The sequence below is a fragment of the Ruegeria sp. C5 genome (assembly GCF_056537605.1).
Genome location: NZ_JBQFRX010000003.1, coordinates 196510 through 220760 on the forward strand (window position 1 = coordinate 196510; position 24251 = coordinate 220760).

Below are 24251 nucleotides of genomic sequence, written 5' to 3' on the forward strand. Positions count from 1 at the left end.
AATTGTGAGGTTTCCACAGGATGGATCAATCATATTGGAGTTAGCAATATGGAGCCTGTGTTATGACCTTGTCCAACTTTCGCGCAGAAATTCAATCTGCTGCTCACGGAAATACTCTGCGTGATGGGCTGATCGGTGAGGGGGTACTCATCCCGGGTCTGCATGGGGACGTGCCGCTTGTGTATGCGGACTACGTTGCCTCGGGTCGCGCGTTGCGACAGGTCGAAAATTTCGTGGCTGAGCATGTGTTGCCGTTCTATGCCAACAGCCACACCGAAGCCTCCTATTGCGGTTCCTATATAACCCGTTTGCGCCGCGAGGCGCGGGCCGAGGTCGCCCGCATAGTTGGCGCCAAGGAAGAGGACGCGGTGATCTTTACCGGGTCTGGCGCTACAGCGGGTCTCAACCGGCTGGTTAGTCTGCTGGGAGTGCAAGAGGCTAATCAGCCGGTCGTTTTGATCGGTCCGTATGAGCATCATTCGAACATTCTGCCGTGGCGTGAAAGCAAGGCGCGGGTGATCGAGATTCCAGAAGCCGTTGACGGCGGTCCCGATATGCGGGCGCTAAAGGCAGTGCTGATCGAACACGCAGATTCCGATCTTGTGATTGGGTCATTCTCAGCGGCGTCAAACGTCACAGGCATCATCACCGACCCTGATCCTGTGACGCGGTTACTGAAAGAACATGGTGCGCTTGCGGTATGGGACTATGCGGGTGGTGGACCTTATTTGCCAATGGACATGGGGCCGGAAGATGCGCGGAAGGACGCGATTGTTGTCTCTCCGCATAAGTTTCCGGGCGGGCCGGGGGCGTCGGGTGTTCTGGTCGTTAACCAATGCGCTGTGAAGCGGACGTGTCCGAGTTGGCCCGGCGGTGGGACTGTCAGCTTTGTCTCGCCTTGGCGGCACGACTACAGCGCCGATCTCGCGACACGGGAAGAGGCGGGTACACCAAATGTGATCGGAGACATTCGTGCGGCCTTGGCCTTCATCGTGAAAGATGCGGTTGGAGCGGATGAGATCGCGCAGCGTGAAGCGCAGTGTAACCACATGGCGTTGGATGGGTGGTCCGACAACCCACATCTGACATTGCTAGGTGCCGAGAATGCACACCGCCTGCCGATATTCTCGTTCCTCGTGTGTGATCGGAATGGGCAGCCGGTGCATCAGCAGCTGTTTACCCGGATGCTCAGCGATATCTACGGCATCCAGGCACGTGGCGGCTGTGCCTGTGCCGGACCCTATGCGCATCGTCTGCTGGGCATTGATCGGGCAACATCGGAAGAATTGCATGCGGCCCTGTCGGAGGGTGAGGAAATGAAGAAACCGGGTTGGGTGCGGTTGAATTTCTCTTACCTCATGAGCGAAGAGACCGTTCAGTTCATTATCGACAGCGTTAACGAGCTGTCGCGCCGGACCGAGGAGTTCGTCCCATTCTACAATGCCGATCCGGCGACGGCGCGCTTCAAAGCGGCGTAAGATAATTGCCGCTTTTCTCAACCCGTTGAGAAAGGTATGAGGGGCCAAGCTAGTGGAGCCCCTCATGAACCAGATCACACCTCAACCCGGCATAATGGACATCGCGCTGTATCAGGGCGGACAGTCGCATGTTGACGGTGTTGCGGATGTCATCAAGCTGAGTTCCAACGAAAACCCGTTTGGGCCAAGTCCCAAGGCGATCGAAGCGGTGCGCGAAAGTGCCGTTTCGCTGCATCGTTATCCCAGCACCGATCATGCCAGCCTGCGCGCCGCAATTTCTGAACGGCACGGACTGGATGCCAATCGGGTCATCTGCGGTGTCGGCAGTGATGAAGTGTTGCAGTTCGTAGCGCAGGCCTATGCTGGTCCGGGTGATGAGGTGATTTATACCGAGCATGGATTCTCCATGTATCCGATCATCGCGCGAATGGCGGGCGCGACCCCGGTCATGGTGCCCGAGAGGGATCGCCGTGTAGACGTAGATAGCATCCTTGCCGCGGTCACTGGGCAGACACGGATTGTCTTTGTGACCAATCCGGGAAATCCTACTTCAACCATGGTCTCTGACGCCGAATTGCAGAGGTTGGCGGATGCATTGCCAGCCAATTGCCTGATGGTGCTGGATGGTGCGTATGCCGAATTTGTCGATGGTTTCGATGGAGGCGCAGGGCTGGTGGACCGGTTTAGCAATGTCATCATGACCCGGACGTTTTCGAAAGTGTACGGTCTAGGTGGGATGCGCGTTGGCTGGGGCTATGCGGCGAAAGAGATTATTGATGTGCTGAACCGCGTTCGTCAGCCGTTCAACCTATCGCTGACGGCTCTCGCGGCGGCCGAGGCCGCCGTGCGGGATGAGGAATATCTGCGGTTCTGCCTGTCTGAAAATGCACGCCTCCGGATTTGGTTGTCTGATGAACTGGCGAAGGTCGGCGTTTCATCCGATGTGTCATGCACGAATTTCATCCTCGCCCGTTTTGCTGACAGGGCCGAGGCGGAAGCCTGCGATGACTATTTGAAAACGCAGGGTTTGATCGTGCGGCGGGTCGCGGGCTACAACCTGCCAAACGCGCTGCGGATCACCGTAGGCGACGAAATCGCCTGCGGTCGCGTGGTTGCAGCGATTACTGCGTTCAAAGGGGGCGCTGTATGAGCCAGATTTACGACCGTGTTGCGCTGATCGGGTTGGGCCTGATTGCATCGTCCATGTTCTGGGCGATCAAACGGGCTGGGCTTGCGGGGGAAGTGACGGGCTATGCGCGATCCGAGGCAACCCGCGAGACGGCGCGCCAGATCGGCCTTTGTGACCGGGTTTGCGAGACCGCGGAAGAGGCGGTCGAAGGTGCTGATCTAGTGGTTTTGTGTGTCCCCGTTGGTGCAATGGGACCTGTGGCGCAGCAGATTGCGCCGGTTCTGAAATCCGGTGCCACCGTTTCAGACGTGGGGTCGGTAAAGCGTCACGTGATTGACGCCGTCTCACCCCACATACCCGATAGCGTTCATTTCATTCCGGCACACCCTCTGGCCGGGACCGAGCATTCCGGGCCTGAATCGGGATTCGCCGAACTGTTCGACAACCGTTGGTGCCTGTTGGTGCCGGTCGAAGATTCCGACCCGGATGCAATCGCTCGCCTGCGGGCTTTGTGGGAGGGTCTGGGATCGAATGTCGATGAGATGGACGCCGCGCATCATGATTTGGTGCTGGCGGTCACCTCGCACGCACCTCACCTGATTGCCTATACGATGGTGGGAGTTGCGGATGATCTCCGGCGGGTTACAGACACCGAAGTCATCAAGTATTCGGCAGCTGGTTTCCGCGATTTCACTCGCATCGCGGCTTCGGACCCGACGATGTGGCGTGATGTGTTTCTGACCAACAAAGACGCAACGCTGGAGATTCTGGGCCGGTTTACGGAAGAGCTCTTTGCGCTACAGCGGGCCATCCGAACAGGTGACGGAGAGCAATTGTTCGACTACTTTACGCGCACACGGGCGATCCGCCGCGGCATCATTGATGCGGGCCAGGATACGGATGCGCCAGATTTTGGGCGGGGAAAAACATCGACATGAGAAAGATCGGTTGCAGCCATTTGATTTTCTGCGTTGCTTTGGCGGCAACGACTGCAAATGCGGCGGCGCCTGAAACTTCTATTGTGCCGTTGACGCGCCCGGAAACCACCCAAGCGATGGTGGCAATCGTCACCCCCAACATCCGGCCTGTGCTACGGCCCGCTTCGCCGCAGGTAACGGCCGCTGCAGCCCGTCCCGCTGAATTACCATTGCTCGGGCCCGAGAATTCGATCCGCCCGTTTGTGCGCCCGGAAGAATTGGAACAACGCGTCTTTCTTAAGAAACGCAAGCTGCGTAAGGGTTCAGTCTGTGGCGATATCGATATTCAGGGTAAGCCGGTTGGACGTGTGAAGGGCAAGATCAAAGCCTGCGGGATTAAGGATGCAGTGCAAATCACCTCAGTATCGGGGGTCAGGCTGAGCCGCCCGGCGACGATGGATTGCGGCACTGCACAGGCGCTGAACAATTGGGTCGACAAAACTGTAAAGCCCACGTTCAAACGCCGAGGTCCGGTGGTCGAGCTACAGGTCGCCGCGCATTACGCCTGCAGAACACGTAACAACCGTAAAGGGGCGCGGATTTCTGAGCATGGTAAAGGGCGCGCCATCGACATTTCGGGCTTCAAGATGGCCGATGGTGAGGTGGTGACGGTTCTGAATGGCTGGCGCAAAAATCCGTCCAAGAAGCAACTGACCAAGGTATGGCGCGGCGCGTGTGGGCCATTTGGCACGGTTCTCGGACCAAACTCTGATCGCTACCATCGGGATCATTTCCACCTAGACACCGCGCGCTACCGCAGCGGCACCTATTGCCGTTAACGCAGTACCAGTCTCGGGGCAGGACCAAGGGGCAACGGACCCAAGGCGACGAACCCATCTCTGAAATTCAGCTGTAAATCCAGCGCATTTGGGTTGCCACCCAGTCCAGCCATGAAACCCAATGCGCGGGTCACAGGATCGACTGCCTGATCCGGCAGCGCACCTGCGGCGTTTGCCATCGCGATCATGTCGCGCCAGTTTTCGGCTTTCATCGCAATTTCACCCGTTGGAATGCCCTGTTCGTCAACTTCCAGTTCGCCGGTGGCGAACAGACGCAGCTCACCCCATTTCATTTCTGCCAAACGCAGATCAATCGCAACGGGTTGGGGGCGACGCTGCTCAAGTGCGGTGCGGTCCCAGGGTTTGTCGAAAGTGACAAACATATCCATTTCCAGCGTTTCGAACGATTGCGGCAGGGTCGATGCTGAACGCATCAGGCGTCTCAGATCATCGCCGGGGGTAAATCCGTCGATCTTCGCGGTAATCCCATAGCTTTCGGGCGCTCCAGATTGCTCCATCACAAGGCTCAGCGACTGGCCTCCGGCTTGCGGATCACCTTCGGTTGTCAGCAGCCAGCGCTTTGAGGTCAGCGCCATTTTCTCGAGCACCAGCGCGACACCGGGTTGGAGCTGCAATTCGGCTTGTAGCGCTTCGGCCTGAACGGTCGTGGTCTGGTCGAAATAGGAAAGGCGCTGCGGCGTACTGGCAAAGCGCAGCATCTGGCGGCCGGGCCAGATTGCTGGGCTTTGGAACTCGACCCAGTCCGCACTCCATGCCGTTCCGTTGACCGGATCGGCCAAAGCGGGATTATTCAGGCGTGTGATGTGCTGAAACGGATATCCGGCCGTCGACACGTCCGAGAATTCGGCCTGCCAGCCCAGTTCTTGCTGTCGGTCAAACCAACCGGTTAGGGCGTTTCGCAGACCATAACCGGCGACAAACCAGTAGGCGCTCCACGCGAGGGCGATAAATACGAAAACGCGTATCAGACGGCGCATGATGAATGGCCCTTTTTCCTGCCTCGGATTTGATGTTTATAGGGCCAAACGGGCAAGGACCAGTGCAATGACGATGTGGGTATTCGGATATGGATCGCTGCTGTGGAACCCGGGCTTTCCGGTGGCACGCAGCGAACGCGCTAAATTGCACGGATATGCGCGGTCGTTTTGCATGCGCTCTATCCACCATCGCGGCACGGAAGAAGACCCCGGTTTGGTGTTGGCGCTGGACGAACAGCCAGACGCGCATTGCACTGGATTGGCGCTTGCTGTCGAGGCAGGTCACGAAGAGCGCACTTTGGCTGAATTGCGTGAGCGTGAGCTGATCTCGTCAGCCTATCTGGAACGGATGCTGGACGTGCATCTGGACTGCGGGCAGATCGTAAATGCAGTGACTTACGTCATCGATGCTCACCACGTTCAGTATTGCGGCGGTCTTCCATTGGAAGAGCAGGCTCAGATCATCGCCCACGCGGTTGGCGGACGTGGGCCAAATACCGAATATCTCTACAATACTGCCTCGCACTTGACCGAGATCGGACTGCACGACCCTGATCTTGAGTGGTTGTCGCAACGGGTGCGGACAATCAGCGCATAAACTCTTGGCGTCACGGGGCGAACTTCGATAGGTTCAGCCCAGAGCAGACAATACCAGGAGCCACGCGCATGGCGCAGGCACAACAGGGCGTGAGACCACATTTCTCACAACCGATCCGTCAGATTTTGATGATGCTGATCGCAATAGGGCTGTCAGGACTTGGCGTGTTCATGGCGTTGCCATATGTGCTGCCGGTTATTCAGGCCAATCTGTATCTTAACGGGTTCATTTTGCTGGTCTTTGTCATCGGTGTCGCTGCCTGTTTTCTGCAGGTCACACAGCTGATCGGATCGGTTCGTTGGATCGAAGCCTTTGCCGGAGGCGTCGAACGTGACGATGTGCGCCCGCCGCAACTGCTTGCCCCACTGGCGTCGTTGTTGAGGGAACGCGGGGCGCGGTCTCAGATCAGCTCTAGCTCTACCCGATCGATCCTCGATTCCGTCGCCGAACGGGTCGAAGAAGAGCGCGAGATCACCCGTTATATCACCAACGTGCTGATCTACCTTGGCCTACTGGGGACATTTTTTGGTTTGGCCACCACTGTCCCCGCCATCGTTGATACGATCCGCAGCCTGAATCCGCAGGAAGGTGAAGAAGGTCTGGCCGTCTTCAACCGTCTGATGACAGGATTGGAAGCGCAGCTGCAGGGCATGGGCGTTGCTTTTGGGTCGTCATTGCTGGGTCTGGCCGGTTCATTGATCGTCGGCCTGCTGGAACTGTTCGCGGGCCATGGTCAGAACCGGTTCTATCGCGAATTGGAGGAATGGTTGTCCTCGATCACCCGCGTTGGCTTTGCAGCAGGCGATGAGGGCGGCGCGGAACTGGCCGTGCTGACCCCAGTACTGGACGCCATGTCCGAGCAGATGGATGCGCTGCAGGATATGTTCTCGGCGCAAGAAGCTGATCGGACGGACGTATCAGCCAAGCTGGGGCAATTGGTCGATGTCATCGGGGAAATGAACCAGCGTCAGGCCCAGACCGAAGGTGTTACGGCTGCGCTTGAGCGTGTGGCGCTGGGGCAAGACGCGTTGCTTGATCACATGCGCGAACATGGCGCGGGCGAGGGGATCGATGCGGAAAGCCGCATGCGCCTGCGGTCGATGGATGTGCAGTTGCTGCGTATCCTCGAAGAGATTTCCGCCGGTCGCCAGGACAGCATGAACGAGCTGCGCAAGGATTTTGAGCTACTGGTCAAAGCATTGACCTTGCCACGGGGCGCCGTACGTACGCCGCCAGAAGGAGAGTAACTCATGGCGCTGTCCCGCCGCACAGGTCAACGATTCTCGGGCTCGGTCTGGCCCGGCTTCGTGGATGCGATGACGGGATTGTTGATGGTGCTGACCTTTGTGCTGACCATCTTCATGGTCGTGCAATTTGTGCTGCGCGAAACGATTTCGGGGCAAGAGGATGAACTGACTGCGCTGTCCGACGAAATCGCCGCTCTGGCCGGGGCGCTGGGGCTGGAAGAGCGGGAAAACAGCCGTCTTCAAGCGCGTCTTGGGAACTTGAATGCAACGCTTAATCAGGTCGAAGACGATCTAGCGCAGGCACAAACCCGCATAACCGACTTTGAAGCACAGGTCGCGGCTTTGCTGGCTGATCAGGCGCGTGCGCAGGGGGATATCGCCGCGCTAGAAACGCAACGCGATGAGTTGCTAAATGAACAAGATGCCTTGAATTTGGCACTTGCTCAAAGCAGACAAGAAATCGACGCACAGGCCGAAGCCGCCCGCCTTGCCGCGGCTCGACGCGAAGCACTTGAAGCTCTCGTCGCCGAACTTGAAACCAGCGAAGATGCACAGGCAGCTCAGATATCCGAGCTGGAACAGCAACTGACCGAGGAAGAGGCCGCGCGTCTGGCCGAAGCCGCCGCTGCTGAGGCGTTGCGTGATCGATTGCAGAATGCAGATGCTGAACTGACAGCGATGACCTTGGCGCTGGAAGCGCAGCGAAAGGAAGCCGAGGATACCCTGACTTTGCTAGCTGCGGCACAGGCTGCCAAGGCAGAGCTTGAGCGTCAGTTCGGTGAGATCAATGCCGAAGAACTGAGGGAACAACTGCAGGCGGCGCTGGATGCCCAAACCCAAGCACAAGCAAATGAAGCTGAACAAAGGTCACTGGCCGAGGAGCGCGCGGCGCTGCTGGCGCTCGCCCGAGAGGCGCTTGCATCGGAACAGGAAATCTCGACCGAAGCGCAACGTCAGACCGCGCTGCTTAATCAGCAGATGGCAGCCCTGCGCAGCCAGTTGGGATCGCTGCAGGCTTTGTTAGACGATTACGAAGAACGTAATACCGCCGCCGAGATCCAGATACAGACGCTGGGCCAGGATCTGAATGCCGCTCTAGCGCGCGCAGCCTCGGAAGAACGCCGTCGCCGACTGCTGGAAGAGGCTGAACGTATTCGGCTGGAAGCCGAGGCCGAGAAACTGGCGGGCCAGAATCAGGAGCTTGCCGCGCAGGCCGAGGATTTGCAGCGCTATCGCTCGGAATTCTTCGGGCGGTTGCGCGATGTGCTGGGTGATCAGGATGGCGTGCGCATTGAAGGTGACCGCTTCGTGTTCTCGTCTGAGGTGTTGTTTGCCACCGGGTCCGCAAACCTATCTGCGGAAGGTCGTCAGGAGGTTGCCAAAGTTGCCAATATCCTGCGAAGCGTTGCCGCAGAAATACCCGAAGGGTTGAACTGGGTCATCCGTGTCGATGGTCACACCGACAATGTGCCACTTGCAGGAAGCGGACGATATCGCGACAACTGGGAGCTCAGCCAGGGTCGTGCCCTTTCTGTGGTGCGCTACATGGTTGATGCGCTGGGCATTCCACCTGATCGTTTGGCGGCAAACGGGTTCGGAGAATTCCAGCCCGTTAATCCCGCCGACACACCCGAGGCGCGCGCCCAAAACCGTCGGATCGAGTTGAAGCTGACAGAGCGGTAAGGCTGGTTCGAACCGCTGTGGATTACCTGCCAAACAAGAAAAACGCCCACCGAAAAGGCGGGCGTTTTTCGTTATAGAAGCCGTGGGTTAGTCCGCTGTCAAAAGCGGGGGCTTGTCGCCCGGAATGCGGGGCTGATCGGGGCCCAGGATTTCCAGGTTCAGCTCGCCCTTCTTCATCGAGACACGGACCACGCCGCCTTTGGCCAGTTTGCCGAATAGCAGTTCCTCGGCGAGAGGTTTCTTGATGTGCTCCTGAATGACACGGCCTAGAGGACGCGCACCCATCTTGTCATCATAGCCCTTGTCGGCCAGCCATTCGGCGGCACGCGGTGTCAGATCGATGGTCACGCCACGATCCAGCAACTGTGCTTCCAGCTGCAGGACAAACTTCTCAACGACCTGCAAAATGACCTCTTTCGGCAGCGGCGCGAATGAGATCACGGCGTCCAGGCGGTTGCGGAACTCCGGCGTGAACATACGTTCGATCGCTGCGGTATCCTCACCTTCGCGCCGGTCGCGGCCAAAGCCAATGGCAGCCTTAGCCTGTTCCTGTGCACCCGCGTTTGAGGTCATGATCAGGACCACGTTGCGGAAATTCACCGTCCGGCCATTGTGGTCGGTCAATTCGCCGTGATCCATCACCTGCAACAGGATATTGAACACGTCAGGGTGCGCTTTTTCGATCTCATCAAGCAACAAGACGCAATGTGGGTGCTGGTCGACACCGTCGGTCAGCAAACCACCCTGATCAAACCCGACATAACCCGGAGGCGCACCGATCAGACGGCTGACCGCGTGCTTCTCCATGTATTCCGACATGTCGAAGCGCAGCAGTTCAACACCAAGCGTGTCAGCCAACTGTTTCGCCACCTCTGTTTTGCCAACACCGGTGGGGCCAGCGAACAGATAGTTGCCGATGGGTTTTTCGGGCTCACGCAGACCGGCGCGCGCCAGTTTGATCGCACTGGACAGCGCTTCGATCGCTTCATCTTGACCAAACACCACGCGTTTCAGCGAGGTTTCGAGATCTTTGAGAACCTCGGCATCATCCTTGGTGACGTTCTTGGGTGGGATACGCGCAATCTTGGCAACCACCGCCTCGATCTCTTTGACGCCGATGGTCTTGCGACGTTTGCTTTCGGCCAGCAGGTGTTGCGCTGCCCCGGCCTCATCGATCACGTCGATGGCCTTGTCGGGCAGTTTGCGGTCGTTGATATAGCGCGCCGACAATTCGACAGCTGTCTTGATCGCGTCGGCAGTATATTTGATCGAGTGATGCTCTTCGAAATACGGTTTCAGACCGCGCAGAATTTTGACACTGTCCTCGACCGACGGCTCGTTCACGTCGATTTTCTGGAATCGGCGGCTCAGCGCGCGGTCTTTTTCGAAATGCTGACGGAACTCTTTATACGTGGTCGAGCCCATGGTGCGCAGTTTGCCACCCTGAAGCGCTGGCTTCAGCAGGTTCGACGCATCCATTGCACCGCCCGAGGTTGCACCCGCTCCGATCACAGTGTGAATCTCGTCGATGAAGAGAACTGCATCAGGGTGCTCTTCCAATTCGGTCACAACCGCTTTCAGACGCTCTTCGAAATCGCCGCGATAGCGAGTTCCTGCAAGCAGGGCGCCCATATCAAGCGAGTAGATGGTGGTTTCCGACAACACGTCCGGGGCCTCGCCCGCAACGATCTTATGCGCCAGACCTTCGGCGATGGCGGTTTTGCCGACACCGGGGTCACCTACCAGCAACGGGTTGTTCTTGCGTCGGCGACACAGCACCTGAATACAGCGTTCAACCTCGTCCGAGCGTCCGATCAGCGGATCTACATCACCGGCGCGTGATTTGGCGTTCAGATCAACGCAATATTTGCCAAGCGCGCTTTCTTTCTGCTCAGCGTCACCAGAGGTCGTCTGAGCCTCTTCTTCGGCTTCATCAGCACCCGTTACAGGACGATTCTCTCCATAGGCCGGGTCTTTGGCCACACCATGTGCGATGAAGTTTACCGCGTCATAACGGGTCATGTCCTGCTCTTGCAGGAAATAGGCTGCGTTGCTTTCACGTTCGGCGAAGATGGCCACCAATACATTGGCCCCGGTCACCTCTGTGCGGCCAGAGCTTTGAACGTGGATCGCGGCGCGCTGAATGACACGCTGGAAGGCTGCCGTGGGCACGGCTTCGGACCCGTCGATATCAGTGACGAGGTTTGACAGATCTTCGTCGATGAATTCGACCAAGGTGCTGCGTAACTCGTCCAGATCGACGCTGCACGCTTTCATGACGCGCACCGCATCGGGTTCTTCCAACAGCGCCAGCAGCAGATGCTCTAGCGTTGCGAATTCATGTCGCCGTTCATTCGCCGCCGCAAGGGCCGCGTGGATGGCTTGTTCAAGTGTGCTCGAGAATGAAGGCACGCGGGTGCTCCTCTGTATTGGGCCGGAAGGGGGCGGGCTGCAGGCCGGATCCCCATCCCAACCATGTCCTCATACTATTAGAGTTTGGTTGATCCCGCCCCGGCTTCAAGGGTTTTCTTTCACTTGACAGTCACATTTGTTGTGACCGTGGCCGTGATTGGGGCTTGAAACGGGTTAAAAGCTGTCTTTTTGGGCTCGAATTTCGGCGAATACGGACACGGGATCAGAGTTTTCCATGCCCAGATGGGCCTGAATCGCCGGATCAGTGGCCCTTAGAAACGGATTTGTCGCCTTTTCCAGGCCCAAAAGCGAGGGCACAGTGGGTTCTCCGGCAGCGCGGGCGCGATTAATATCGGCCACGCGGTCAAGCAAGGCTGGGTTGTCGGGATCGATGGTCAGGGCGAACTTGGCGTTTGCCTGTGTGTATTCGTGGCCTGAGCACACGATTGTTTCATCGGGCAGGGCCGCCAACTTGCTGAGAGAGGCCCACATTTGCGCAGGCGTGCCCTCGAACAATCGTCCACATCCCAGCGCCATCAGGCTGTCAGCGGTGAATACAACGCCAGTTTGGGGCATGTAGAATGCAATGTGCCCAATTGTATGACCGGACACATCAAGAACCTCGACCGGCTCACCGCCGATATAAAAAGTGTCACCTTCAACCACCGCCTGATCGAGTTTTGGCAACCGATGCTCATCTGCTTTTGCGCCGATCACACGCGCGGGCTGTTTCGCCAGAATGTCGCCCAGCCCGTCCACATGATCCCAATGATGATGGGTCAGCAACACATGGCTTAGCTGCCAGCCGCGCGAATCCAGTTCGGCCAGAATCGGAGCTGCCTCTGGCGCATCGATCAAGGCAGTCTCACCGCTGGCCGGATCATGGGCTAGAAAGGCGTAATTATCGCTGAGGCAAGGAATGGTGACGATCTCAAGAGGCATGGCCTTTTGCCCTTTCATTGCTAGACTGCGCCCAGCTAAGCCGATTGACCGGGTGTCCGCAATGCATCTTGATGTGCAGGATCTGAGGAATTTCTACTATCGCAGCACCCTGGGTCGCGCGGCCCAGGCAGCGATCCGTGGTCGGTTGGTGGATCTTTGGCCCGAAGCCAAAGGGCAAACTGTGGTCGGATTTGGTTTTGCCGTACCTTTATTGCGGCCTTACCTCAAAGATGCGCGTCGTGTGATTGGTCTTATGCCTGGTCCGCAGGGTGTAATGCCATGGCCTGCGGGGATGCCCAATGTTTCCGTTCTGACCGAAGAGACGATGTGGCCAATCGAAACTGGCCATGTGGATAAACTCGTGGTGATGCATGGTTTGGAAACTTCAAACCGACCCAGCCAATTGCTGGAAGAATGCTGGCGCGTTCTGGGGCCCGGAGGGCGTGTGCTATTTGTCGTACCGAACCGGGCCGGGCTTTGGTCGCGCTCAGACCGGACGCCGTTTGGCTTTGGGCAGCCCTATTCAACGACCCAATTGGAAAACCAATTGCGAGCGCACCACTTCGTCCCCGAAAACCATTGCTCGGCGCTTTACCTGCCGCCTTCGTTCCGTCGGTTTTGGCTAAAATCAGGTAGCCTGATCGAGAAGACTGGACAACGCATCCCAACCGTCATGGCCGGAGGCGTGCTTATGGTTGAGGCCAGTAAACTCATTCGCCCGCCTAGCGGGAGCGTTACCAAAGACACAGCGAAGCGCCCGATCAAAGCGTTGGATGGTTTGTTAAAGCCTGCGTGACAGTCCGGCGCATTTTGAACGGAAAAAATGCGGGAAAAAGGTCACAGGAATCGCAAAAACCTGCATATTCGTAACATTTTTCAACTGCCCCAATCGGTCCAAAGGGTCGCAGTTGGGTTAAGTGTATGAAAAATAATAATTTGTGGATAAAACTGTTACCGCTATAGCGTATTGCTTGGTTGGAACACCTCTGCTACATCCCCGGTGATTTTGATCCCCGCCCTAAATGGACGGGGTTTCCTCACGCCCCAAGGTAGCGGCCGCTACTCAAAATCGGGGCCTCAAATATCGGAAGGGTGGACGTGTCCGAACCAGCTTCGATTTCCACTGGCATCGCCGAGCGCTATGCCACCGCGATCTTCGAGATCGCTAAAGAGAATAACGACCTTGCAGGTCTGGAAACCGGAATCAACGATCTGGCAGCAGCATTGGGTGACAGCGCTGAATTGCGCGACCTGATCGCATCGCCTTTGGTTTCGCGCGCCGAACAGGAAAGCGCAATCACTGCTGTTGCTGACAAGATGGGCCTACATGCCATCCTGCGCAATACGTTGGGTCTGATGGCGCAGAAACGTCGTCTGTTCGTTGTACCGCAACTGGTGCAGGTTCTGCGCGACATGCTGGCTGACGAGCGTGGCGAGGTGACCGCCGATGTCGCCTCGGCCAAGGCGCTCACCAAGACCCAAATGGATAAACTGTCCAAGACGCTGTCCGAGCGTGTGGGCAAGACCGTGACAATCAATGCGACCGTTGATGAAAGCCTCATCGGCGGTCTTGTCGTTAAAGTGGGCTCGAAAATGATCGATAGCTCGATCCGTTCGAAGCTGAACTCCCTACAGAATGCAATGAAAGAGGTCGGATAAATGGGAATCCAAGCTGCAGAGATTTCTGCAATCCTGAAGGACCAGATCAAGAATTTTGGTCAGGAAGCCGAAGTGGCCGAGATCGGCCGCGTGCTGAGCGTCGGTGACGGGATTGCCCGTGTATACGGCCTGGACAATGTGCAAGCCGGTGAGATGGTCGAATTCCCCGGCGGCATCATGGGTATGGCGCTGAACCTGGAAAGCGACAACGTCGGTGTTGTTATCTTCGGTTCCGACCGTGACATCAAAGAAGGTGACACTGTTAAGCGCACCAACTCGATCGTGGACGTTCCGATTGGTGACGAGCTGCTGGGCCGCGTTGTTGACGGTCTGGGCAACCCGCTGGACGGCAAAGGCCCGATCAACGCGACCAAGCGTGGCGTTGCAGACGTTAAAGCGCCGGGCATCATTCCGCGTAAATCGGTTCACGAGCCGATGGCAACCGGCCTGAAATCGGTTGACGCAATGATCCCAATCGGCCGTGGCCAGCGTGAGCTGATCATTGGTGACCGTCAGACCGGTAAAACCGCCGTTGCTCTGGACGCGATCCTGAACCAGAAAGTTTACAACGACGCAGCAGGCGACGATGAGTCGAAGAAGCTGTACTGCGTGTACGTTGCGATCGGTCAAAAGCGTTCGACCGTTGCTCAGCTGGTGAAGAAACTGGAAGAGTCCGGCGCGATCGACTACTCGATCGTTGTGGCGGCAACCGCGTCCGACCCGGCACCGATGCAGTTCCTTGCACCCTACGCCGCAACCGCGATGGCCGAATACTTCCGTGACAACGGCCGCCACGCGCTGATCATCTATGATGACCTGTCGAAGCAGGCTGTGTCCTATCGTCAGATGTCGCTGCTGCTGCGCCGTCCGCCCGGACGTGAAGCCTATCCTGGCGACGTTTTCTACCTCCACTCGCGTCTGTTGGAACGTTCGGCAAAGCTGAACGAAGACTTCGGTGCGGGCTCGCTGACCGCTCTGCCGGTTATCGAAACTCAAGGTGGTGACGTTTCGGCGTTTATTCCGACCAACGTGATCTCGATCACCGACGGCCAGATCTTCCTGGAAACCGAACTGTTCTATCAGGGTATCCGCCCCGCCGTGAACACCGGTCTGTCAGTTTCGCGTGTGGGCTCCTCGGCTCAGACCAACTCGATGAAGTCGGTTGCCGGTCCAGTTAAGTTGGAACTGGCTCAGTACCGCGAAATGGCTGCCTTTGCGCAGTTTGGTTCTGACCTCGACGCCGCGACCCAGCAGCTGCTGAACCGTGGTGCGCGTCTGACCGAGCTGATGAAACAGCCGCAGTACTCGCCGCTGACCAACGCTGAAATCGTCTGCGTAATTTTCGCCGGTACCAATGGTTACCTCGATAAGATCGACGTGTCCGATGTTGGTCGTTACGAAGCTGGCCTGCTGGCGCATCTGCGTGGCAAGCACGCGGATCTGCTTCAGTGGATCACGGACGAAGATCCCAAGATCAAGGGTGACGCTTCCGACAAGATCAAGGCTGCGCTGGACGAATACGCCGCAACCTTCGCTTAAGGGAGAGGCGGGCATATGCCAAATCTTAAGGACCTTAAAAACAGGATCGAGTCGGTCAAATCGACCCGCAAGATCACCAAGGCCATGCAGATGGTCGCGGCTGCAAAACTGCGTCGCGCCCAGGAATCTGCCGAAGCCTCGCGTCCCTATGCCGAGCGGTTCAATGCCGTGATGGCGGGGCTGGCGGCTTCGGTCGGGGGCAGCGACAGCGCCCCCAAGCTGCTCCGTGGCACGGGCAGTGATGATGTCCATCTGCTGGTTGTCATGACAGCTGAACGCGGCCTGTGTGGCGGCTTCAACTCGAACATCGCCAAGCTCGCTCGCCAAAAGGCGGACGAGTTGCGCGCCAAAGGCAAGACGGTCAAGGTTTTGACCGTCGGCAAAAAAGGCCGCGACGCGCTCAAGCGTGATTTTAGCGATCTGTTCGTTGGACATATCGACCTGAGCGAGGTCAAGCGTCTGGGGTATTCCAACGCGCAAGACATCGCCAAGGACGTCCTGTCTCGTTTCGACGGGGGTGAGTTCGACGTTGCCACGATCTTCTACTCGAAGTTCGTCAACGTTGTGACCCAGATCCCGACGGCACAGCAGGTCATCCCCGCCTCGTTCGAAGACGAAGCGACGGGTGACGACAGCGGTGCGGTATTCGACTACGAGCCCAGCGAAGAGGCCATCCTGGCCGACCTGCTGCCCAAGGGGGTTGCCACTGCGATCTTCTCGGCTCTGCTCGAAAACGGAGCGTCTGAACAGGGTGCACGGATGTCCGCAATGGACAACGCGACACGCAACGCGGGTGAGATGATCGACAAGCTGACGATCCAGTTCAACCGCTCGCGTCAGGCCGTGATCACCAACGAGCTGATTGAAATTATTTCCGGCGCCGAAGCGCTGTAGAGACATACCGGAGACGAAACATGGCGAATGCAAAAGGCAAAGTCACACAGATCATCGGGGCCGTCGTCGACGTGCACTTCGAAGATCAGCTGCCTGAAATTCTGAACGCGCTGGAAACCACCAACAACGGCAAGCGCCTGGTGTTGGAAGTTGCTCAGCACCTGGGTGAAAACACCGTCCGTACCATCGCGATGGACGCGACCGAGGGTCTGGTCCGCGGCGAAGCCGTGACCGACACTGGCGCACCGATCTCGGTTCCGGTTGGTAACGCCACTCTGGGCCGCATCCTGAACGTGGTTGGCGAGCCGATCGACGAAAAAGGCCCGGTTGAAGCAACCGAAGCCCGTGCGATCCACCAGCCCGCACCGACTTTTGACGAACAGTCGACCGAGTCGGAAGTTCTGGTAACCGGCATCAAGGTTGTTGACCTGCTGGCCCCATACGCTAAAGGCGGTAAGATCGGCCTGTTCGGCGGCGCCGGCGTTGGTAAAACCGTTCTGATCATGGAACTGATCAACAACATCGCAAAAGTGCACTCGGGCTTCTCGGTGTTCGCGGGTGTTGGTGAACGGACCCGTGAAGGCAACGACCTGTACCACGAGATGATCGAATCGAACGTTATTAAACCGGACAACCTGTCGGAATCGCAGGTGGCCCTGGTTTACGGTCAGATGAACGAACCTCCCGGAGCGCGTGCACGTGTTGCTCTGACAGGGCTGACCCTGGCCGAGCAGTTCCGCGACCAGTCCGGCACCGACGTTCTGTTCTTCGTCGACAACATCTTCCGTTTCACGCAGGCGGGTTCTGAGGTTTCGGCTCTGCTGGGTCGTATTCCTTCAGCTGTGGGCTATCAGCCGACGCTGGCGACTGACATGGGCGCTCTGCAGGAACGCATCACCTCGACCAAGTCGGGCTCGATCACCTCGGTTCAGGCGATCTACGTGCCTGCGGACGACCTTACCGACCCGGCGCCAGCAACCTCGTTTGCTCACTTGGACGCGACCACCGTTCTTAACCGTGCGATCTCGGAAAAGGGTATCTACCCTGCGGTTGACCCGCTCGACTCGACCTCGCGTCTGCTCGACCCGGCCATCGTTGGTGAAGAGCACTACAAGGTTGCGACCGACGTTCAGCAAATCCTTCAGCGCTACAAGTCGCTGCAGGACATCATCGCCATCCTCGGCATGGACGAACTGTCGGAAGAAGACAAACTGACCGTGGCACGTGCCCGTAAGATCGAGCGCTTCCTGTCGCAACCGTTCGACGTGGCCGAAGTCTTTACCGGTTCGCCGGGCGTTCAGGTTCCTCTGGATGTGACCATCGCGTCGTTCAAAGCGGTTGTCGCTGGCGAATACGATCACTTGCCCGAAGCGGCCTTCCTGATGGTTGGCGGCATCGAAGAAGTGATCGCCAAAGCGGAGAAGATGGCCGCAGAAGCCGCCTAAGGAGTATCCCTGATGGCAAACACGATGCAATTCGACCTCGTCAGCCCCGAGCGGAGCCTTGCTTCGCTTAGCGCGACGGCGGTCCAGATTCCCGGCGCGGACGGGGATATGACGGCAATGCCCGATCATGCCCCCACAATTACAACTCTGCGCCCGGGCATCCTGAAGGTCGAAGCACCCGAAGGCTCCAGCGAATACCTGGTCACCGGTGGGTTTGCTCAGATCAATGGTGATGGCCTGTCGGTTCTGGCCGAAAAAGCCATCCCAGTTGCCGAAGTAACACGTTCGCATCTGGACGATCTGATCGCCGAGGCCCGCGCTTCGCACGAGGCGGCCAAGGCCGGTGAAGATCAGACGATCGTCGACGATGCTGCCAAGTTGCTGGCTGACATGGAAGCCCTAGGAACGCATATGAGCCTGTAAGGGTTCATGACATTCTGATCACTTGGAACGGCCCCGTATCCGCGGGGCCGTTTTTTTGTCGTGATTTTGCCATTCGCTGAAGTTAAGCTGCAGGAATTGAACAATAAAAGACGATAGATGAAAAAGTTTCAAACCCATCCCATCGGCATTGATCAGGGCGAGGAGGTCTTGTTTTCCGATTTCGCCGATGGTGGCGTGATGTGGACTGGTGAGGGCCCGCGTGAGCGTCGCGTAAGCGTCCGTTTTTCAGAAGTGTTCCGCTCTGTGCCAATCGTCCAGATAGGCGTGGTGCTTTGGGATGTGGATACGTCTTCCGCTTTACGCGCTGAAGTTCAGGCCGAAGATATAACGCCGGAAGGATTCAATGCGGTGTTTCGCACCTGGTCTGATACGCGTATCGCCAGAATTCGGGTGAATTGGACCGCAATTGGAGATGTTTCGCATGAAGACGATTGGGACATCTCGTGAAGCAGGCCTGTTCGTGACATAAGATTGCGCACCTTCGCGCGTCGTCCCATAAAGAAGACTGGCCACCCCAAATAGCGGCTAACGCAACCGGAGGATCTTACAGGTGTTTGCAAGAGATCATATCGAATACGAAGCCTTGGACCTTCCGGATCGTATGGACTTGTCTGATGAAGAAATGCTGGCCGAAGCGCGAGCGTTCTACGACAAGATGAAACGCCGCCATACCGTGCGTGACTATTCGGACCGGCCCGTCGAGCGCACGGTCATCGAAGAGTGCATTCGCGCAGCCGGAACAGCGCCCTCAGGGGCCAATCATCAGCCCTGGCACTTTGTGGCCATCTCGAACCCTGAGATGAAACGCCGTATTCGGGAAGAGGCAGAAGCTGAGGAGCGCAGGTTTTATGAAGGCGGTGCCGGAGATGAATGGCTGAAGGCGCTTGAACCAATCGGGACTAACGATCAGAAGCCGCATCTGGAAGACGCACCGTGGCTGATAGTGATTTTCGCCCAACGTTGGGGTCATTTCGATGATGGAGATCGGTTCAAAAACTACTACGTGCCTGAAAGCACGGGCATTGCCACGGGCTTTTTGTTGACTGCGTTGCACCATGCAGGGCTGGTTTCACTGACCCACACACCCAACCCGATGAAATTCCTGAATAAACTGCTAAACCGCCCTGATCATGAAAAGCCTATTATGATCGTAGCTGTAGGCCACCCGCAAGACGACGCGAAGGTGCCAAAAGTTGCAAAGATGAAAAAACCGTTGGAAGAAATCATGACGGTCGCCGAATAGGCAGGCCGTCATGAATTCAGACATTATCTATGGTAGTCAGCAGTTTTTCGATCAATCCATATGATAAAGTGACTCGTAGATCGGCGTCAGTGTCTTGTCTTCGAACAGCGATGATACGCTGGTGCCATTCCAAATGTTCAGGATCGCCTGCGTAAAGATCGGCGCGGTGGGCACGATGCGGATATTGGCGGCCTTGTTGATCTCAGCCGTAGGCTGGATCGTGTCCGATAGGACCAGAGATTTCATCACCGAATTGGTCACACGTTCAACCGCCGGTCCACTCATGACACCGTGGGTGATGTAAGAGTGCACTTCCTTGGCACCGTTATCCATCAGCACCTGAGCAGCTTTGCACAGAGTGCCAGCGGTATCGCAAATGTCATCGACGATCAGGCAGATTTTGTCTTTCACGTCACCAATGACAGTCATCTCAGCCACTTCGCCTGCCTTTTCGCGGCGTTTGTCAACGATCGAAAGGGGCGCATTGATGCGTTTGGCCAATTCACGGGCACGTGCAACACCGCCGACATCCGGCGAGACCACCATCAGGTCGTCCATCTGATCCTTGAATTGTTTCTTCACATCCAGGGCAAAGATCGGAGAGGCATATAGGTTGTCCACCGGCATGTCGAAAAAGCCCTGAATCTGGGCTGCGTGCAGATCCATGGTTAGAATCCGTTCGATACCCGCACCAGTCAGCATGTTTGCCACCAGCTTGGCGCTGATTGGTGTGCGCGCCTTGGTGCGGCGGTCCTGACGGGCGTACCCGAAATACGGAATGACAGCGGTGATCCGGGCTGCGGATGAACGGCGCAGCGCATCTGCGATGATCAGCAGCTCCATCAGATTGTCATTGGCGGGGTTCGAAGTCGGCTGGATAATGAACATATCCTCGCCGCGTACGTTCTCGAACACCTCGACGAAAATCTCGCCGTCGTTGAACCGTTCGACCCGCGCATCGACCAATCCCTGGTCAACGCCGCGATGCAGGCTCATGCGGCGTGCAATGGTTTCGGCAAGCGGAAGATTGGCGTTCCCAGCGATAAGCTTGGGTTCGTGAAGTGTCGGCATCGGCTGATTTTCCCCGGGCAGCAGTGGCAATGTGACAGATTCGTGATGTTGACACCGCTTAGCATGGGTCTACCGTCCCGCAAAGATAACGCAGCGGAGAAAGTGAACATGGCCCAGATTGACTACTTTTTTGCGACACTCTCGCCCTATTCCTATCTGGCGGGAATGCGACTTGAAGAGATCGCGGCAAAACACAGTGCGACGATCAATTACAAACCGCTGGATATCATCGCTTTGTTCGGCCGAACCGGTGGAGTGCCGCCAAAAGACCGACACATCTCCCGCATCGAGTACCGCGCGCAGGAACTGGTGCGCCAATCGCGTAATCTGGATATGCCGTTGAACTTGCAGCCTGCGCACTGGCCGACGAACATGGCGCCGTCCTCATATGCTGTGATTGCGGCCATTCAGGATGGATCAGGGGATGTCGGAATGCTGTGCCATTCTTTCCTACGAGCGTGTTGGGCAGAAGAAAAAGATATCGCCGATGATGGCGTTATCCGCGATTGTCTGGAGCAGGCCGGGTTTAATCCAAATCTTGCTGACAGCGGCCTGTTGGTAGGTGCTGAAACCTACGCCGCCAATCTCGAAGAAGCCGTGGATCGAGGTGTTTTTGGTGCGCCGTTCTATATCACCCCGGACGGTCAAAGGTTCTGGGGTCAGGATCGTCTTGACGACCTAGACAAGCATTTGGCCGAGATGAAATAGCCGAGCAGAGGAGCACGGTTAAAGAAGGCTTAGAAACCGATTGATCTGGTCGGTTCCGATGGACCAGTCACAGACAAGGCGGCAGGCCAGCATCTCGTCTTCGTCGTCACCATCCAACGTGTCACCCCACAGATGATACACGGCGCCTGCCTCGTGCAGGCGCTTGTGTTGGCCGCGGGGAAAGCTTGCGAAAATCATATTCGCGTGGGGTTCATGTAAGAATTCTGCCCCGACCGTGCGCAGCCCATCTGCCAGACGCGCGCAATTGTCATTGGCCTTACGTGCCGATTTAAGCCAGAGATCGTCCTGCAGGTAGGCGGCCATCTGGGCCGACAGGTAACGGTGCTTGGAAAACAGGTGCGCACCGCGCTTGCGCCGCAATTCGAATTCCCAGGCTTTGCTTTCATCAAAGAAGATGACGGCTTCGACTCCCATCAGACCGTTTTTAGTGCCGCCAAAGCTGACGGCGTCAATACCGGCTTTCCATGTCATTTCTGCCGGTGAGCAATTCAAAGAGACAAGGGCATTAGTGAAGCGCGCGCCGTCCATATGCACCGGCAACCCATATTTCTTGGCAACGCCACACAAGGCGTGCAGTTCGGCCAGCGAGTAAACCGAGCCGCGCTCGGTCACTTGAGTGATTGAGACAGGCCCACGTTGAGGACCATGCACGCCGCGGGTTTCTTCCCCCTCAATGGACTTGGTCAACGCTTCGGGGGTCATCTTGTCGCCACCGGGAACCAGCGTCAGCTTTGCACCGGTGTAGAATTCGGGCGCGTTGCACTCATCCTCGTGGATATGAGCAACGGGTGAGCAGAACACGGTTTCCCACGGGTTGCTTAGTGTCGCCAACGCCAGTGAATTCGCCGCTGTTCCCGTCGCGACCAGATAAACCGCTGCACCCGGAGCTTCAAAAATGCCGCGGATCTGATCGCGCACTTCGTTCATCAAGGTGTCTGCACCATACGCCATCTGGTAGCTCTGATTTGCCTCGGTCAGCGCGGCCAGAACTTCAGGATGGACAGGTCCGGAATTGTCAGAAGCAAAATGCATCAGTTCGGTTCCTCGATGATGTAATCTTCCCATTCTTCCATGGGTGTTTCGAATTCGGATACGGTGCGCCTCTGCACCGAAACCCCGGCGGCATGCACACTTTCTGGCGTACCAGACAACAACGGGTGCCAGTCGTAAAGCGGTTTGCCTTCCCACAGCAACCGATAGGCGCAGGTCTGCGGCAGCCAATAGGCATGATCGTCGATATTGTCGGGTGTCATGACGATGCATTCGGGCACGAACCGGTGACGGATATCATATTGCATGCACCGGCAAGTTTCGTCGTCCAGCAAGCGGCAGGCAACACATGTCAGGGCGACCTCGCCGGTATCTTCGTCTTCCAGCTTATTCAGGCAGCATTTGCCGCAGCCATCACACAGGGCCTCCCACTCGCGCTGGTTCATCTTGCGCAGCGGCTTTCGTTCCCAGAATCGGAGCGCGAGGCCAGCTCGATCAATTGGATCCGTGGTCATGGGTTGGCCAGAAGCTCTCGGGCGCGCGCGCAGTCGGCATCCATCTGCGAGATCAACCCGTCAAGGCCGTCGAATGTCATTTCGGGCCGCAGATAGTCGACCAGACCAACGGACAGCGTCGCGCCGTAAAGATCGCCTGAGAAATCGAACAGGAATGTTTCGATGTTGGGAACCTCACCTTGGAACATGGGCCGGGTCCCGACCGATGCCGCCCCGTGATAGCTGCCCTGATGCGGGCCATCCAAAACGTCGACCAAAACTGCATAAACGCCGAATCTCGGAGGGTGCAGCCCTTCGATCGACATATTGGCCGTCGGGTATCCCAAGTCTCGTCCGCGTTGCTCGCCTCCGACGACCTCACCCTCAATCCGGTGCCAGTGCCCCAACATTGTTGCCGCATCGCGCGGGCGCCCCTCTGACAGAGCTGTCCGGATCGCAGTCGACGAAACCACATTCTCGGTGCGCTCCAACAGGGGCGCGATGGTCACACCGAACCCCATCTCTTCGCCAAAGCGAACCAGGTCCTGAGGGTTACCGCTGCGCCCTTTGCCAAAACAAAAATCGGCACCCACGACAACATGAGAAAGCCCCAGACCATCGCATATGACATTCCTCGCAAAAGCTTCGGGCGTCATACCCGCGAGCGTTGAATTAAAAGGCAGTTCATAAAGCTTCTGCACGCCGAGTTTTTCCAGCCGGTGCGCGCGTGCATTGCCGCGCATCAGACGAAAGGGCGGTGCCTCTGGGGAAAAATACTCTCGTGGATGCGGCTCAAATGTCATGACCCCCAGCGGCGCGTTCAATTCAGCATTGCGCGCCAACTCGATGACGGATTGATGGCCAAGATGAACACCGTCAAAGTTCCCGATGGCGACACTTGCGCCTCGGTCTTCTGGTTCAACAAACTGGAAGTCCCGGATGATATGCATGCGGCTTGCCTAGCGGGACTGCCCGTCAGGTTCAAGCCGCAGTTCGGTTAAGGTGGATTATCAGTCGAACTTGCGGCTCGGAGCCAGCACCATGGCCTCACCCACCAGCACTTTCTTTCCGTCAACTGCGCAGTGGCAATCCAGCTTAACCCGGCGTTTGGCGAAATCGATATCGATCACCTTGACCTCGGCATAAACCATGTCGCCCGGACGCACCGGCGCCAGAAATTTAAGCGATTGTCCCATGTATACGGTTCCATGTCCGGGCAGCTGCTCTCCGATCACGGCAGAGATCAGGCCGGCGGTCAGCATGCCATGGGCAATACGTCCTTCGAAAATCGTATCGCGGGCATAGTCATCATCCAGATGAACCGGATTCCGGTCGGTCGATACTTGAGCGAACATCTCGATATCTTCATCGGTCACGACTTTGCGCAAGTGCCGTGACATGCCCATTTCGATGTCTTCGATGCAAATCGTTCCGCGCGGAAGGTTGTCCAACATGCTGCCCTCATTCGAGATCGAAAGAGCAACAAAAGACCATCATATG

Annotated in this window: 24 protein-coding genes; 16 read left to right on the forward strand and 8 right to left on the reverse strand. The window is 57.2% G+C overall.

Going from position 1 to position 24251, the window contains the following annotated elements:
* Nucleotides 1-62 precede the first annotated feature (62 nt).
* The 4 genes from ACR0AW_RS12510 to ACR0AW_RS12525 all read left to right on the forward strand — a co-directional run bounded on the left by ACR0AW_RS12510 (nt 63) and on the right by ACR0AW_RS12525 (nt 4363).
* Nucleotides 63-1478: an aminotransferase class V-fold PLP-dependent enzyme gene (locus ACR0AW_RS12510; protein ID WP_170733007.1), complete on the forward strand. Its 1416-nt coding sequence runs from the start codon at nt 63-65 to the stop codon at nt 1476-1478.
* A 64-nt stretch (nt 1479-1542) separates the two neighbouring features.
* Nucleotides 1543-2628 carry a histidinol-phosphate transaminase gene (hisC, locus tag ACR0AW_RS12515; RefSeq protein WP_170392463.1) on the forward strand — a complete coding sequence of 362 codons (1086 nt, stop codon included), beginning with the start codon at nt 1543-1545 and terminating at the stop codon, nt 2626-2628.
* Nucleotides 2625-3545 carry a prephenate/arogenate dehydrogenase family protein gene (locus ACR0AW_RS12520; protein WP_170392462.1) on the forward strand — a complete coding sequence of 307 codons (921 nt, stop codon included), beginning with the start codon at nt 2625-2627 and terminating at the stop codon, nt 3543-3545. The genes hisC and ACR0AW_RS12520 overlap by 4 nt, the downstream gene beginning before the upstream one ends.
* The gene (locus ACR0AW_RS12525; RefSeq protein ID WP_170733006.1) at nt 3542-4363 is read left to right on the forward strand and encodes an extensin family protein; all 822 of its coding nucleotides are present in this window, start codon (nt 3542-3544) and stop codon (nt 4361-4363) included. Before ACR0AW_RS12520 ends, ACR0AW_RS12525 begins: the two co-directional genes overlap by 4 nt.
* Here the strand turns inward: ACR0AW_RS12525 and ACR0AW_RS12530 are convergent.
* The gene (locus tag ACR0AW_RS12530) at nt 4360-5361 is read right to left on the reverse strand and encodes a DUF2125 domain-containing protein (RefSeq protein ID WP_170392459.1); all 1002 of its coding nucleotides are present in this window, start codon (nt 5359-5361) and stop codon (nt 4360-4362) included. The genes ACR0AW_RS12525 and ACR0AW_RS12530 overlap by 4 nt on opposite strands.
* A gap of 67 nt (nt 5362-5428) precedes the next feature.
* Between ACR0AW_RS12530 and ACR0AW_RS12535 the strand changes: the two genes are divergently transcribed.
* The 3 genes from ACR0AW_RS12535 to ACR0AW_RS12545 all read left to right on the forward strand — a co-directional run bounded on the left by ACR0AW_RS12535 (nt 5429) and on the right by ACR0AW_RS12545 (nt 8889).
* A complete protein-coding gene (locus ACR0AW_RS12535; protein ID WP_170392457.1) occupies nt 5429-5959 on the forward strand; it encodes a gamma-glutamylcyclotransferase in 531 nt (176 codons plus the stop codon).
* Nucleotides 5960-6027: 68 nt separating this feature from the next.
* Nucleotides 6028-7206 (forward strand): biopolymer transporter ExbB, encoded by a 1179-nt coding sequence (locus ACR0AW_RS12540; protein ID WP_170636081.1) that lies wholly within the window; start codon nt 6028-6030, stop codon nt 7204-7206.
* Between the two features lie 3 nt (nt 7207-7209).
* Nucleotides 7210-8889 (forward strand): peptidoglycan -binding protein, encoded by a 1680-nt coding sequence (locus ACR0AW_RS12545; RefSeq protein ID WP_170636080.1) that lies wholly within the window; start codon nt 7210-7212, stop codon nt 8887-8889.
* An 87-nt stretch (nt 8890-8976) separates the two neighbouring features.
* On the opposite strand, the gene clpA is transcribed toward ACR0AW_RS12545, so the two are convergent.
* Entirely contained in the window at nt 8977-11301 is a 2325-nt protein-coding gene (gene clpA / locus ACR0AW_RS12550) for an ATP-dependent Clp protease ATP-binding subunit ClpA (protein ID WP_170401887.1), read from the reverse strand.
* A 174-nt stretch (nt 11302-11475) separates the two neighbouring features.
* Nucleotides 11476-12243 (reverse strand): hydroxyacylglutathione hydrolase, encoded by a 768-nt coding sequence (gloB, locus tag ACR0AW_RS12555; RefSeq protein WP_170512527.1) that lies wholly within the window; start codon nt 12241-12243, stop codon nt 11476-11478.
* A gap of 61 nt (nt 12244-12304) precedes the next feature.
* Here gloB and ACR0AW_RS12560 point away from each other — a divergent pair, with 61 nt between their 5' ends.
* From ACR0AW_RS12560 to ACR0AW_RS12595, 8 genes are all read left to right on the forward strand, one after another.
* On the forward strand, nt 12305-13039 hold the full coding sequence (locus ACR0AW_RS12560) for a methyltransferase domain-containing protein (protein ID WP_170401881.1): 735 nt from the start codon (nt 12305-12307) through the stop codon (nt 13037-13039).
* A 302-nt stretch (nt 13040-13341) separates the two neighbouring features.
* Entirely contained in the window at nt 13342-13902 is a 561-nt protein-coding gene (locus tag ACR0AW_RS12565; RefSeq protein ID WP_170392445.1) for a F0F1 ATP synthase subunit delta, read from the forward strand.
* Entirely contained in the window at nt 13903-15441 is a 1539-nt protein-coding gene (gene atpA / locus ACR0AW_RS12570) for a F0F1 ATP synthase subunit alpha (RefSeq protein WP_170392443.1), read from the forward strand.
* A gap of 15 nt (nt 15442-15456) precedes the next feature.
* Nucleotides 15457-16335, forward strand: a complete 879-nt coding sequence (locus tag ACR0AW_RS12575) for a F0F1 ATP synthase subunit gamma (protein ID WP_170392441.1) — start codon at nt 15457-15459, stop codon at nt 16333-16335.
* Between the two features lie 20 nt (nt 16336-16355).
* The gene (gene atpD, locus ACR0AW_RS12580; RefSeq protein WP_039537698.1) at nt 16356-17780 is read left to right on the forward strand and encodes a F0F1 ATP synthase subunit beta; all 1425 of its coding nucleotides are present in this window, start codon (nt 16356-16358) and stop codon (nt 17778-17780) included.
* Between the two features lie 12 nt (nt 17781-17792).
* The gene (locus tag ACR0AW_RS12585; protein ID WP_170512562.1) at nt 17793-18203 is read left to right on the forward strand and encodes a F0F1 ATP synthase subunit epsilon; all 411 of its coding nucleotides are present in this window, start codon (nt 17793-17795) and stop codon (nt 18201-18203) included.
* Nucleotides 18204-18320: 117 nt separating this feature from the next.
* Nucleotides 18321-18671: an H-type lectin domain-containing protein gene (locus ACR0AW_RS12590; RefSeq protein ID WP_170401869.1), complete on the forward strand. Its 351-nt coding sequence runs from the start codon at nt 18321-18323 to the stop codon at nt 18669-18671.
* 103 nt (nt 18672-18774) lie between these two features.
* Nucleotides 18775-19467: a nitroreductase family protein gene (locus tag ACR0AW_RS12595; protein ID WP_170401865.1), complete on the forward strand. Its 693-nt coding sequence runs from the start codon at nt 18775-18777 to the stop codon at nt 19465-19467.
* Between the two features lie 51 nt (nt 19468-19518).
* Here ACR0AW_RS12595 and ACR0AW_RS12600 read toward each other — a convergent pair whose 3' ends face one another.
* Nucleotides 19519-20538, reverse strand: a complete 1020-nt coding sequence (locus tag ACR0AW_RS12600) for a ribose-phosphate pyrophosphokinase (RefSeq protein WP_170512558.1) — start codon at nt 20536-20538, stop codon at nt 19519-19521.
* A gap of 108 nt (nt 20539-20646) precedes the next feature.
* Here ACR0AW_RS12600 and ACR0AW_RS12605 point away from each other — a divergent pair, with 108 nt between their 5' ends.
* Entirely contained in the window at nt 20647-21246 is a 600-nt protein-coding gene (locus ACR0AW_RS12605) for a 2-hydroxychromene-2-carboxylate isomerase (protein ID WP_170512556.1), read from the forward strand.
* 18 nt (nt 21247-21264) lie between these two features.
* Here the strand turns inward: ACR0AW_RS12605 and ACR0AW_RS12610 are convergent, their stop codons facing one another.
* From ACR0AW_RS12610 to ACR0AW_RS12625, 4 genes are read right to left on the reverse strand one after another with little or no spacing between them, the layout of a single operon-like run.
* Complete coding sequence (locus tag ACR0AW_RS12610) at nt 21265-22299, reverse strand: beta-eliminating lyase-related protein (protein WP_170512555.1); 1035 nt, start codon at nt 22297-22299, stop codon at nt 21265-21267.
* Nucleotides 22299-22772 carry a YcgN family cysteine cluster protein gene (locus ACR0AW_RS12615; protein WP_170733005.1) on the reverse strand — a complete coding sequence of 158 codons (474 nt, stop codon included), beginning with the start codon at nt 22770-22772 and terminating at the stop codon, nt 22299-22301. The genes ACR0AW_RS12610 and ACR0AW_RS12615 overlap by 1 nt, the downstream gene beginning before the upstream one ends.
* Entirely contained in the window at nt 22769-23701 is a 933-nt protein-coding gene (locus ACR0AW_RS12620) for a bifunctional riboflavin kinase/FAD synthetase (RefSeq protein WP_170733004.1), read from the reverse strand. The genes ACR0AW_RS12615 and ACR0AW_RS12620 overlap by 4 nt, the downstream gene beginning before the upstream one ends.
* Nucleotides 23702-23761: 60 nt before the next feature.
* Complete coding sequence (locus ACR0AW_RS12625) at nt 23762-24205, reverse strand: MaoC family dehydratase (RefSeq protein ID WP_074736482.1); 444 nt, start codon at nt 24203-24205, stop codon at nt 23762-23764.
* Nucleotides 24206-24251 lie beyond the last annotated feature (46 nt).